The organism is Pseudoalteromonas sp. XMcav11-Q (assembly GCF_040104525.1).
Classification (GTDB): domain Bacteria; phylum Pseudomonadota; class Gammaproteobacteria; order Enterobacterales; family Alteromonadaceae; genus Pseudoalteromonas.
In genome coordinates this window covers 1-14574 of the sequence record NZ_JBECOX010000022.1, presented here as the reverse complement: position 1 = coordinate 14574, position 14574 = coordinate 1, and the positions used below count along the sequence as shown (strand labels likewise).

The 14574-nt window shown below is 41.7% G+C and carries 4 protein-coding genes and 1 pseudogene; all 5 read left to right on the top strand.

Annotated elements, in window-relative coordinates; genetic code table 11:
- Nucleotides 1-3294 (top strand): type I polyketide synthase, encoded by a 3294-nt coding sequence (locus ABMY45_RS22180; protein ID WP_206472328.1) that lies wholly within the window; start codon nt 1-3, stop codon nt 3292-3294.
- The gene (locus tag ABMY45_RS22175; protein ID WP_211867495.1) at nt 3291-6701 is read left to right on the top strand and encodes a non-ribosomal peptide synthetase; all 3411 of its coding nucleotides are present in this window, start codon (nt 3291-3293) and stop codon (nt 6699-6701) included. Before ABMY45_RS22180 ends, ABMY45_RS22175 begins: the two co-directional genes overlap by 4 nt.
- Entirely contained in the window at nt 6698-7468 is a 771-nt protein-coding gene (locus ABMY45_RS22170) for a phytanoyl-CoA dioxygenase family protein (protein ID WP_010604336.1), read from the top strand. The genes ABMY45_RS22175 and ABMY45_RS22170 overlap by 4 nt, the downstream gene beginning before the upstream one ends.
- Before the next feature lie 11 nt (nt 7469-7479).
- Nucleotides 7480-14103, top strand: a complete 6624-nt coding sequence (locus ABMY45_RS22165; RefSeq protein WP_239422174.1) for a non-ribosomal peptide synthetase — start codon at nt 7480-7482, stop codon at nt 14101-14103.
- A gap of 104 nt (nt 14104-14207) precedes the next feature.
- Nucleotides 14208-14574: pseudogene (locus ABMY45_RS22160) on the top strand (hypothetical protein); the annotation flags it as partial.

Below are 14574 nucleotides of genomic sequence, written 5' to 3'. Positions count from 1 at the left end.
ATGAAATCAACAGAAGAATTAAAAGAATATTATCAGGATGACATTGCCGTTATTTCAATGGCTGGTCGCTTCCCCGGTGCAAACAGTGTCGAAGAGTTTTGGCATAACCTTGAAAATGGTGTCGAGTCAGTCAGGTTTTTTAGTCAAGAAGAGCTATTGAACTTAGGGGTTGATCCTGCACTTTTAGAAAACCCGAACTTTGTTGGTGCTGAGGGGGTACTTGAAGGCGTTGAGAATTTTGATGCTGAATTCTTTGGTTTCTCGCCTAGAGAAGCTGAATTGTTAGACCCACAGCATCGGATCTTCCTTGAGGTAATTTGGGAGCTGTTAGAAAGAGCGGGTTATGGTGCTGAAGAAGGCGACAACATCATTGGTGTTTATAGTGGAGCCGGTGCTAGTTCCTATCTGTCGAGAAACTTATTATCACACCAAGACTATGTAAGGGACGTTGGGACCTTTAAAGTCTCTCTCTCAACGGGACAAGACTTTGTCTCGACAAGAGCAAGCTACAAGCTTGGCTTATCTGGACCTAGTATCAATATTAATACTTTATGTTCGTCTTCAGCTGTTGCTGTTCACTATGCGAGGGAAGCGTTGCTTGCATATCAATGTGACATTGCGGTAGCTGGAGGAGTTACAATATCAAACTCAAGAGAAGATGCTTTATTTTACCAAGAGGGCGGCATAGGGTCCTTTGATGGTCACTGTAGAGCCTTCGATGCGAGGGCTGCCGGTACAGTTGCTGGGAATGGTATTGCGCTTGTTGCTTTGAAACGCATGGAAGATGCACTAGAAGATGGCGATCAGATCCTTGGTGTACTAAAGAGCAGTGCAATTAATAACGATGGCGGGGACAAAGCAAGTTATACCGCGCCAAGCCCAGAAGGGCAATCGAGGTGTATTACAGAAGCTCTTGAAAGCGCAGAGATAGATCCTGCGACGATTAGCTATATAGAAGCACATGGAACAGGTACTAACTTGGGGGATCCGATAGAAGTATCTGGTTTGACTAGAGCATTTCAACGCTATACGGATAAAAAGCAATTCTGTGGCATTGGTTCTGTGAAAACAAATATTGGGCACCTCGTATCAGCGGGGGGAGTTGCCAGTATGATAAAGACGTTGAAGGGGATGGAGCATCACAAGATACCTGCAAGTCTAAACTTTGAACAACCTAATCCAAAAATTGATTTTGCTAATAGCCCATTTTTCGTTGTTGATAAAACGATCCCGTGGGAACCAAGTGCAGGTGACAAGTTAAGAGCTGGTATTAGTTCATTTGGCATTGGTGGAACGAATGCACATTTAATCGTAGAAGAAGCGCCTGAGTTACCTAAGTCTGATTCAGCTAGTGGACTTCATCTAATCGTGTTGTCTGCAAAAACAGCATCCTCATTAGTAAAAACGAAAGAAAACCTGCTTGAGCACTTGAAGTGCTGCCCAGAGCTAAATATTGCTGACGTTGCTTACACGTTACAAGTCGGTAGGAGAAATTTTAAACACAAGTTTGTCACTGTTGTCAGTTCAATAGATGAATTAAAGAATAAGCTGACAGGAGACGACAAGCGATTCACGATCCATAGTGCCCAGAACAAAACAGAGCGAGATATTTGTTTTATGTTCCCCGGTCAAGGTAGTCAGTATGTCGGTATGGCGAAAGCTTTATATGAAAATGAAGCTGAGTTCAAAAAGCATTTAGATCAGTGCTTTGAATTAATACACACGCATTGCTCTTTGTCCTTAAAAGAACTTTTGTTTTGTGAGAATTCAACTGCTGCCAGTACACAACTTAAACAAACTCAGAATGCTCAATTAAGTTTATTTAGTGTTAGTTATGCACTAGCTAAACTGCTAATAAGTTGGGATGTAAAACCACAAAGCATGATTGGTCACAGTATCGGTGAGTATGTTGCAGCGTGTTTGTCCGGTGTATTTACTCTGGAAAATGCAATAAGACTCGTTGCAAAGCGTGGTGAGCTCATGGCGGGTATGCCACATGGCAAAATGTTGTCGATTCCAATCGCTGCAAGTGAAGTGTCTAACTGGGTAAGAGAGGGAGTTTGGCATTGCGTTCAAAATAGCGAACATTCACAGGTTTTGGGAGGGCAGCCTGAAGCAGTTGACGCTTTATTAGCTGAACTAAATGCAGCAGGAATTGAAGCTTCTCTGCTACATACATCTCATGCGTTTCACAGCGGGATGATGGCTGCTGCACTTCAGCCATTCATAGAGTTTGCAAGCACAATACCGATGAATAAACCAACTATCCCGTTTATCTCAAATGTATCGGGTGATTGGGCTGAGGAAGAAGTTTGCAGCCCAGAATATTGGGCTAAACACCTGCGTCAAACTGTGAAATTTAATGATGGCTTAGAGACATTATGGTCTGAGGATACTAGCCGTGTGTACGTTGAAGTTGGCCCAGGGACTACCTTACGATCATTTATAAAGACGTTGAGCAATAACCAAGCTCATGTTGCAAGTACATTACCTAAACCTGCAGAGCAAGAGTTGACACTGGAAAGTATCGCATTTACGCGTGCTGAAATATGGGCAGCGGGGATCACACTACCTTTTGAAGAGTATTATTCTACGCAAAAGCGCCACAGAGTTCGTCTTCCTACCTATGCATTTGAGCCAAAAAGATATTGGATTGAACCTGCAGCAACAGGTAAGCAGTTATTTAAACCTGATTTAATTTTAACGAAAGATTCTGATATGCCCAGCACCACAAAACCGCTTGTAGAGGGGGCATTACGTTGGGAGTTAAAAGCGGTTGAACAACATACGACGTTGTCAGACGCACAATTGGCAGCTATCAAGGCGATGCAACAAGGTGTTACAGAGCAGCTTGCGACTATTCTTGGTAGTAGTATGGATGTCAAAGGTGAAGGCTTAGAGTTAAAGTTTGCAAATATAGAGTCTCAAATTGATGGTAGTAGTGATGACCTTGCATTGGCTTCCAATCATAGCCGTCCAAGTTTTGCGCCTGATTATGTTGAACCAAGAACGGAGCTTGAATCACTACTAGCGCAGCAATGGCAAGAAGTTTTGGGGTATAGCCCAGTTGGAATAGAAGATAATTTCTTTGAAATGGGTGGGCATAGCTTAATGGCGGCTGCCTTAGTAACCAAAATGCGCAAGCAGTTTGAATTTGAGATACCACTTCAGGAATTATTGCAATTACCAACTATTTCTGCACTTTCCGAATTAATTGAAACTCGGATGTGGTTACTTGAGCAAGAAAATAGTGAGGCCGATACGACTGAACCTGTTGAGGTGCTTGAACTATGAATGTTGAGGCACTTTTACAAGAGCTTCGGGCTCATCACGTTAAATTAAATATCAAAGGTGACAAGCTGGTTTGTGAATTACCAAAAACGGGAATTCCTGATAGCCTGAAGACGACACTGATAAGTAATAAAGAAGCGTTGAAGTCGTTTTTAAATAAGCTTTATAAAGATAATAAGAAACGCCACACGATTCAAAAGGTCGATAAAGCTTGTGAAATACCACTGTCATTTTCACAGCAAAGCTTGTACTTAGCGCAAAAGTTTGCGTCAGGCAACGAGTATTACAACAGTCACTTCTTATTCGATATTAGTGGTGAGATTGATTTTTCCTGCTTTCAACTTGCTGTGCGCAAGTTGATAGAGCGGCATGAAATATTGCGGACTTGTTATGGCGAAAATTTAGGAATGCCGTTTCAGTTTGTGATGCCAATGGAAAGTATCGACATGACAAAAATCTGCGAGCTTGTTTCCGTGGTTCATAAAAACGATGAAGAAATAGAAGCGCAGATCAGAACAAGTATAAATATCTATTTTGATTTGGAACGTGATGCTCCTATCAGAGTTAAATTATTTAGAACGAAAGAAAGATATTTAGTGTTGTTTGTTATACACCACATCGCAACAGATGGATTTTCCGGTGGTGTTTGTAGTAAAGAGCTATGTCAATTGTATCTTCATGCGGTTGAGAAATCAGATGAGAGTTTGGCTCCATTAGATATTCAGTATGCAGATTATGCATTTTGGCAGCGTTCCCCTGAATGGATGGAAATGCAAAATGAAGGGATTGAATATTGGCTTGAAAGGCTAGAGGGTGCGCCAAAAGTAAATCAACTTCCATATGATTTTCCACGCCCACGTCAGTTGGATTATAGCGGTAGGACACAGCAGTTTAAGCTTGATTCCCTGAGGCTGGCTAAACTGAAAAAACTTGCTGCACGAGAAGAGACAACCTTGTTCATGCTGTTACATGGCCTGCTTGGTGTGCTAATCGCTAAAGTGAGTGGTCAATACGACAACACTATAGGTGCACCCATTGCAAATAGGCTGAATCCTCAGCTGGAGTCATTAATAGGCTTTTTTGTTAATACCTTACCAACAAGAGTACAAATTGATGCTAAACAAAGCTTAATTGATATTCTTCGACAGAATAAAACTAATCTATTGAATGACTTTTCGCATCAAGAAGTGCCAATCGATGTGCTTATTTCTGAGAGGGCGGGAGAGCGCTTGGTAGGCGGTTCAAATCTATTTCAGGTGCTATTTGTGATGCAAAACACGCCTGAGATGATGCTTGAGTTCGCTGACACAAAAATGGAGCTGAAAAACTTTGATGCCCATACTGTGCGATTTGATATAGAGCTTCACATCACGGAGCTTAATGATGAGCTCAATATTAGTTGGATGTATGCAACAGCACTTTTTAAAGAAGAAACGATTAAGAGTTTGCATGACAGCTTCATACTGCTCATTGATACCTTTTTAAATAATCCCGAAATAAATTGTTCAGATTTCTCGATAGTTAATAAGAAGCAACAAATACAGCTAGAGAAATTACAGACGAAAGAAGCGGTTCCTCTTGCTGGTGCCTCTGTGCAAGAAGCATTTGAGAGCACGGCTAGAGATTACCCAGAGAGTATCGCGTTAGTTGATAAAGAAGAGACAATTAGCTATGGCAGTTTAAACGCGCAAGCGAATAAATTAGCCCATTACTTAATTGAGACTGAGAATGTTAAACCTGGTGATTTAGTGGCATTTTTAGTTCCGAGGGGCATAGATCAAATCATAACGTTGATGGCCATATTGAAAGCGGGTGCAGGCTATATTCCAATCGACGAAGCATTACCTTTAGAGCGTATTGATCAGATATTACAAAATTACCCAAATAGCTTGTTGATATATGGAGACTGCTCTCAGGCGTGCATCAGTGAGCACAATAATAAAAGGCAACTGTCATCGCTAATTTTGAGTAATTACCCAGTTACTAATCCGGTGCTCGAAGTGGGGCTACTAGAGTCGCCCTGCTATGTTTTACACACCTCAGGCTCTACAGGTAAGCCAAAAGCGGTACAGATGTCACATAAAGCGCTGTTGAATTTGATTGTGACCATTGGGGTTGCTCAACCTCTTTTAACGAAACAGCCTACTTGGTTGCAATACGCATCAATCGGTTTTGATATGAGCTTTACTGATATTTTTATGGCACTTAGTAACCATGGTAAGTTGGTATTAACTCGTCGAGAGTGTATGAGTGACCTGGACTATCTTAGTAAAACGATTGTGGATCATGATGTCAGCGTTTTAAATTTGCCACACTCAATGCTGCACATTTTATTGAGTTATTGGGTAGAAAGTCACGTCAATCCAGCGCAACTGAATTGTGTGATATCTACGGCTGAGCAACTAAAAATAACTCCAGCGATCAGAAAGTTCTTTTCACGCAATAATCGAATACAACTTGTTAATCATTATGGTCCTACAGAGACACACGTTGTGACTGCATTAAATCTCTCAAAAGTACCAGAGACTTGGGCTGATATACCTAATATTGGGTCGCCAATAGCGAATGTGAGCTGCTTGGTACTTGACGAGTTTGGCTATCAAGTACCTGTAGGCGCTATGGGGGAGTTGTATATCACAGGTGCATGTTTGGCCGATCAGTATCTCGGAGAGCCTGAGCTGACGAAGGAAAAGTTTACTGAGCTACCTCATTATCCTCATTTGGGTGAGCGATTTTATCGTACGGGAGATTTGGTTCGTTGGACGTCAAATGGCAACTTAGAGTATTTAGGTAGAAGCGACCAACAGGTGAAACTGAGAGGCTTCCGAGTTGAACTAAGTGAAGTGGAGACTACCTTAGCATTGCATCCAGACGTAGATATGGCATCCGTAAAGTGTGATGAATTCAACGGAGATAGCAAGCTAATTGCTTACTTTACTGTAAAGGGAAGAACACCTTCACAAACTGAGCTAAATGAATTTTTGCTTTCCAAGCTACCTTACTACATGTGTCCAAGCTTATTTATCGAAGTCACTTCATTTACATTTAATATCAACGGAAAAGTAGACAAAAATGCGTTGCCTAAGGCTGATTTCTCGGTACTAGAAAGTCACTATAGTGAACCTGAAACTCCGACAGAGTACCGCCTTCAAGGTGCGTGGCAATCATTGCTCAATGTTGAAAAAGTAGGCCGTAATGATAACTTTTTTAACTTAGGTGGGCACTCGTTACTTGCATCACAACTCTCTGCTGGGATCCAGCAAGAAACCGGCATAAAACTATCAGTAAAAACGATTATGGAAGCCCCTATTTTGAGGGAGCAAGCGCGCTTATTCGATGAGCTAAATTATTTGCAGAATGTTGAGAGCCTAAAGGCTGGACAAACAATCAAGGAGGAGGGGGTGCTATGAAAGAACTTAAACTATCACTAGAAAATTATCTACATGAAGGCGTGGTTAAGTTAGAGGGCGTGTTTTCTCAAAACGATATTGAGACCTTAGAAATGCACCTTCGAGATCATATTGGTGTTGAAAAACGGGGGGTTGTCTATGAGCAAGATGGAGTTACGGTACGCGGCATTCATGGTATTCACTTGTACCATGAGTTTTTCTCCACATTAGTAAAACAGGAAAAATTACTTGGTATCGTTCGGAAAACCCTAGGTGACAACTGCTATGTGCATCAATCCAAAGTAAATGTTAAGAAAAAAGGGGTTGGGGAATTCTGGCCATGGCATCAAGATTTTGTGTTTTGGCATAATAATGACCATATAGAGAAAGAAGAACTAGTCAATATCGCCATATTTCTCGATGATGTGGACTTTATTTCTGGTCCTTTGTGGTTTATTCCAAACTCGCATACGCAAGGGAACCTCTGCCAAAATATAACGCTTGAAGCTCAGCCTGATAAATCATGGTCGAATGATGTGGCTTCAGCGCTTACTTTCCAAGTGCCAATTGAAGAAGTTGACAAGCAAATTCAGATGAATGGTGTTGCTCCCGCAATAGGTAAAAAAGGCGATGTCATCGTTTTCCATCCACAAACTATTCATGGTAGCCCTAATAACTTAGGGCCAACGGATAGACGATTGCTTATTCTGACCTACAACAAAGTGAGTAACGTAAGCAAGTCTCTTTCAAGCCGGCCTGAGTTTTTGTGCTCACCAGTCACTTATTAAGGAGTATGATAATGGTGAAGGAATTAATTAATGATGCTGCGTCGGCAGGGGTTTTTCTCTCATTAGATGAAGCAGGACAGTTGAAATATGAACTATCTGTAGATGAGTTTCCAGAACAGCTAAAGCAAAAAATTATTCAAAATAAAAATGAAATCATTGCCTTTTTTGAAGGATTATCAAGTTTAAATTCAAGTCCCGGTTACAGTACTCAAGATGCTATCGAGAAAGCATCTGAGGCATCGGTATCTTTCGCCCAACAGCGCTTTTGGTTGATTGATAATATTGAAGGCGGAAGCGCCCACTATAACATGCCAGGTGCTTTTCAGTTAGAGGGTGAAATAGATTTACACGCTATTGAACGGGCGTTTGTAGAAGTTATACAGCGACATGAAGTACTACGCACAACATACCATGAACTAGATGGTCAAGTTACTTTGCAGGTCCACGATATTGAAAGTTTCCCTATCAAGCAAACCTCTATCGAGCATTTAAGTGCGGAGCTGGTAAATAAAAAGCTCACTGAACTGCTCAGCCTAGAGGCATCTAGAAGTTTTGATTTAGAAAATGATCTTATGATCCGTTGTCATCTCATCAAGCTCTCCAATAACAAATATGTTGTTGGGGTGAACATGCATCATATTGCCTCTGATGGTTGGTCGTTAGGGATCTTAATAAACGAATTTGTAGAGTGCTATAGTGCAGTGCTCGAACATCGTGATGTAAGCTTACCTGAATTGCCTATCCAATATTCAGACTTTGCGGTGTGGCAGAAGGCACAGTTGCGCGGAACGTTACTAGATCAACTCGGTAGCTACTGGAAAACGCAGCTTGCAGACATACCTATGGCGCATAGCTTGCCACTTGATAAACCGAGACCACAAAGACCGGATAACCAAGGTACGACATTTAGTATTCAACTTCCCGCATCACAAAGTAAGGCTTTGAAAACATTCTGTGTTGAGCAAAATGCATCACTTTTTGCCGGAGTTCATGCGCTTTTCGCTGCATTGATGTCTCGCTACAGTAATGAAAATGATGTTGTTATAGGAACCCCTGTCGCGGGAAGGGATAATGCTGAGCTTGCAAGACTAATTGGGTTGTTTGTCAATACTCTTGTTTTACGAACTATCAACCCTGCCAAATTAAGTTTAGTTAAGGCGCTAGAAGTAAGCCGGAACACCATATTTGAAGCCTTTGAGCACCAAGCTATTCCCTTTGAGAACTTAGTTGAAATTCTAAATATCGAAAGAAGCCCTGCATATCATCCTATATTTCAGGTTATGTTGGCGATGCAAAATAATGATCAGGAGGCACTCAAGCTGCCTAATTTGGCATTGAGTAACGTGGAACAGCCAATAACCACGACGAAGTTTGATTTAACAGTGCATGTGAGAGAAGTTGGTGAGCAGATAGAGTTCACATGGGAGTATGCAACAGCGTTATTCAATGATGATACGATTAAAGTGATGGCAGGGCATTTTAACCAGCTAATCACTCAAGCGGTAGCTAACCCCAACGCCTCACTAGATACAATGCCTTTGCTGACAGCATCTGAGTACGAGACAGTTGTAAATAAATGGAATGCGACTTCTGTTGCTTATCTTGAAGACCTGTGTATGCATGAATTGTTTATACAGCAAGCACTAAAAACTCCAGCTGCCATAGCACTCGTAGACTCTCAAGGGGAGATGACCTATTTTGATTTGCTAAGACATGCTTTGCTCGTTGCGAGCAAGCTATCTGGGCAGATTACTGTCGAGGAGCTGGTTGCTGTAAGAGCTGAAAAAGGTAGAGCGCAGGTCATTGCCACATTAGCTATTTTGATTGCAGGAGGGGCATATTTGCCTCTTGAAACCAGCTGGCCGGTTGAAAGGTGTCGCGATATTTTAGTGCAGGCACAGGTAAAAGTCTGTTTAGTTGATAGTCAACAGCAGTTATTATCATCAGAAGAGTATCAATATATCGACTTGAGCCGCATCGACAACACAGGTATTTCTACCAAAGAGGTTATTGCATACTTTGAAAATTATCGAGCTCCGCAACAGATAAATCAGTTGGCCTATGTCATTTTCACATCAGGTTCAACAGGTGTACCTAAAGGGGTAGCGATTGAACATCAAGCTGTAGTTAACACTTTACTTGATATCAACAGTAAATATGAGGTTACGCATAAGGATAAAGTTTTATGTGTATCTGCATTGAGCTTCGACCTGTCTGTATATGATATTTTTGGTATGTTAGCGGTCGGTGGAGTGCTAGTCTTTCCAGCTCCTGAATTGGCGAAAGACCCTCATCACTGGCTTGACATGCTGGAAAAGCATGAAATAACAGTTTGGAATACAGTACCCTTATCTATGGGACTAATCACTGAGTTACTCGAAGCTGATAACCGACAAGATATTGCGCCTTTACGTATCGTGTTGATGAGTGGAGATTGGATCCCAACCTCATTACCTAAGCGTATATGGCGTCGCTTTAGGAATGCAAAACTCTTTAGTCTTGGAGGAGCAACGGAGGGGTCGATTTGGTCGATTCATTACCCCATTACTGAGGATTTGAGCGATCGTCGAAGTGTGCCATACGGTAAGCCTTTAGGTAATCAAGCATTCTATATACTTAATTCGCAGCTCCAACACTGTCCTACCGGTGTGACGGGCGAGTTGTTTATCGGCGGAAAAGGTGTTGCTCGTGAATACTACAATGCGAGTGAAATCACCGAAAAGCATTTCTTATACCATCCTGAATTACAACAAAAAATCTATCGAACAGGTGATTTAGGACGTTATTTACCAGACGGTAACATTGAGTTTGTAGGTCGCTTAGATAATCAACTAAAGGTTAGGGGATTCCGAGTTGAGATAGGTGATATTGAAAGTCAGTTGCTTGCTCATCCAAAAGTTGAAGGTGCGCATGTCGTAGCTGTACCAGACAAGTCAAAAAACATTCAGTTAGTTGCATACGTTGTAATGACAGAAGAATGGAAGCCATCACGTATTCGCGAGTATCTGTTCGGTACCTTACCTGATTATATGGTGCCAAGTGCAATTATGTTGTTGCCAAGCTTCCCGTTGACCGCAAATGGGAAGCTTGACCGCAAAGCTTTACCTGAACCTGACTTTAGCCAAGCACTCGCTGAGTATGAAGCTCCCAAAAATAAAATTGAAGCCCTATTGTGTGAGCTTTTTGCAGAATGTTTGGGATTGGAAAAAGTAGGAAGGAAAGATAACTTCTTTTCTCTTGGTGGGCATTCTGTTTTAGGTATGGAGCTGATCTCAAAAGCTAAGCGTAAAGGCATCATTATAGAAGCTCGCCACTTGTTTTCCGTAAATACGTTAGCAGAGTTAGCGGATGTAGTGAGCGTAAATGAAGGTGAAAAGCGGCTGTATCAAGCGCCTAAGAACAAGGAGTTGCAAGATGGAGAAAGTCTTAAACCCGAACATTTGACACTTGTAAACCTTTCTAACAGTGAGCTCGAAAGTATTGCGAAGCTAGTTCCTAAAGGAATTGATAATATTCAGGACATCTATCCACTGAGCCCTGTTCAAGAAGGGTTTCTATTCCACTATATGCTTGGCGCTGACGTGGATCCTTATATTCTAAATTCTGTCATCGAATTACCACAAACAACTTCTTTATCAACGTTGCAGCAGGCCTTTGAGGTCATTCTATTAAGGCATGATGTACTAAGAACGCAAGTTCAGTGGCAAGGCGTTGCTGAACCTGTGCAAGTTGTATGTAAAGAAGTTGAATTCGTTGTGGATGAATGGGAGTTCAGTTGCGATGACGATGATACCGACGTTTTAGAAGTGATAGCACCGTCGTTACGCTCAAAGATGACAATTAGCCAAGCACCTTTAGTAAATATAACCTTGGCAAGAAATTCAACGACTACAAAGTCTTATTTAGTTATTCAGTGCCATCACCTTATCGTAGATCACGCTGGTTTAGAGATGATTGGTCAAGAGCTTGCTGCAATTTTAAATGGGCAAGAATTAAAAGCGCCTGCGCATCAGTTTAGAGAGCAAATAGCGTTTATTAAGGAACACTGTGACTTAGAAGCGGCAAAGGCATTTTATAAAGATTACTTAAATGATGTAACGCAAGGTTGTTATCCATTTAACTTGTCGAGTGTCCATGGTGATGGTAGCGATGTTGTTCAGTTGAATCATGATTTATCTGAAAAATTGAGTGCAGAAATCAGAGCATTATCTCGAGCATATCGTGTATCTCCCGCTATTCTATTCCACATGGCTTTATCTCTAACAATCTCTATTGCAAGTGCTAGTAGTCGAGTGATATTCGGGACGGTGATGTCGGGTAGGCTTGATGGTGTAAGTGGGGTTGATAAAGTGATGGGGACGATGATAAATACTGTCCCAGTACACTTAGAACTTAAGAACCTGAGTGCCGAAATGCTGTTGCGAAAAACGGAAGCATGCTTAAATGAACTCGTTTTATTTGAGCATGTACCTTTGGCTATAGCGCAGCAACAGAGTGGGTTAACTTCGGATACTCCTTTGTTTAGTTCGCTATTTAATTATAGACGGTCAAAATCTGAGAGTGCGGTGCAAAGTACTTTAGGTCTGCGTAGCTTATCCCTGAAGGAAACAACGAACTACCCTTTGGTTGTCTCAGTTGATGATTTCAATGATAAGAAGTCGTTCACCGTTGAAGTTAAAGCGATGGGAGAGTACGCCTCAAGAGTGCAAAATATTTTTGCATCTGCGATGGCAAGTATTTGCTCGGCGCTAGTATCTGGTCATGCTGGAGAAGTTACGAAGCTAGCTTGCTTACCTAGTAGTGAGCTTCCCAAAATAACATCTAAAACGGGGTGGCCTAAGAGCTGTAAAGAAATACCCTTAGCGCACAACCTGTTTGAAGCGACTGCCGTTCAGACGCCTGATGTGGATGCAGTGGTTACAACGCAAAATACACTGTCTTTCGCTGAGCTTAATAAATCGGCGAATCAGTTAGCAAATTACTTACGCCAAACTCATGGTGTTAAAGAAAACAAATTTGTCGGTATTGTCGTCAATCGTTCACAGAGCTATGTCGTTGCAGTTCTAGCTGTCTTGAAATGTGGTGCAGCCTTTGTACCCATTGATCCAAGTTACCCAACAGAGCGAGTGAGCTACATATGTGACCAAGCTAATGTGACAGTTGTTCTAGGTGATCATGACGAGCTGTCAAAAAAGGTCAGCGCACCTTTTGCTAACTTGGATTTATGCATCGAGGAGGCTACAAGCTATACCTCAGAACCACAACCAACGACTATTGATGCCAAAAGTGCAGCTTATGTGATTTTCACTTCGGGCTCTACTGGTCGGCCTAAGGGAGTCGTTGTAAGTCACCAAAATTTGGTAAACCATAGTACAGCACTAAAGGCAGACATTCTGGAAGCAACCGGAGCGAGTCGCTGGGGCTGGACACTATCAGGTGCATTTGATGGGGCGATGAAGGGTATATCTGCTTTATTAAACGGTATTTCACTTTGTATGGTGTCCGAACAAGCTAGGTATAACCCTAGCATATTGTGTTCAGAGCTACAGTTACTAAAGGCTGATATTGTAGATAGTACTCCTGTGATGATAAATGAAATCTTCAGGCTAGCTGAAATACCTCAAGTAAATTGGCTTATCGGAGGGGATGCAATTGATCCTGTGATGTGGAATAAAGTAGCCAAGTATCAGCAATCTATAGCAAGAAAAGCCTTTAATATGTATGGTCCAACTGAATGTAGCATCAACACTTGTTGGGGAGAAATAACAACAAACTCAAGCCCTCATATTGGCTCACCCATACTCAATGTAAATCTATCGATATTAGACAATGAAATGAGAGCTGTACCTGCAGGGGTTGTAGGCGAGCTTTACATTAGCGGATTTGGGGTGGCTAAAGGTTATATTAACTCGGTAGATGACGAAGCATTTCTAAGCCAAAGTGTATGTGCTGAAGCAGGCCTGGAATGGCCAGTATATCGCAGTGGCGACCTTGTGAAAGCGAGCGTTGATGGGGTATTGCAGTTTGTCGGAAGGAAAGACTCACAGGTTAAAATAAGAGGCTACCGAATCGATTTAAATGAAGTGGAAGCTGCCATTTTAGCGTGTAACATCGAATTAGCTGCGGTTACGACACACGAAGATACGCTCGGAGGGACTCAGTTACTTGCTTTTTATGAATCATCCGATATATCCGAGCAAGAGCTAAAAGAGCGCTTACGCGAGATGATCCCTTCTTATATGCTTCCAAGCGTTATTCAAAAACTTGAGCAAATGCCAATCAATAGCAATGGAAAGATAGATCGGAAAGCCTTGCCCAAGGTGGGAGAAGTCAATTCAACAGTAGTTTATGTTGCCCCCGACACAGAAATTGAAAGCAGTCTCTGTAAGCAGTGGGAAACTCTTTTGGGAGTAGAAAAAATTAGTGTTGAAGCGAGCTTCTTCGACTCTGGTGGCCACTCAATCTTAGCAACAAGATTTGCTAGTTTCGTTGAGCAAGAGTTTAAAGTGCAGTTACCGCTCTCTATGCTTTTTGAAAGTGCCACGGTGCGGACAATTGCTTCCTATATTGAGTCTATTCAATTGAGTAGAGGGGAAGTTTCTCTCAAAGAAGACGAAGAAGAGTTCTTTTTATAAGAACGTGTATTGAATCGTACAACAAGAACAATAAAAACCCTCCAAATCTGCTTACATGTGGATTTGGAGGGGCAAGGAATGAGTAGATTACCTCTAAGATAATTATGAAAGCTGAAAATATAATAATTAATGCAGTCAAGAGCGGTGTTCACCTCTATTTAAAAGATGGTCGGTTAGCGTATAAATTAAACAAAGGGAGTTTTCCCGACGATATAAAAGCAATGGTAGTTGCTAACAAAGACCTTGTTATCGAGCACTTAGAACTACAGTTAACCCAGAGCAACTTAGATAGAACAGTTCAAGCCTATCCAAGAGAAAGCCAGACGTTACCAACGTCATTTTCGCAGCAGCGTTTATGGTTTATAGATCATCTCAAAGGAGGCTCACCAGAGTACAACATGCCAGTGGCCTTGACTGTAAAAGGTGAATTATCGCTGCCTGTAGTTGAGCGTGTTTTTCAGCGGATAATTG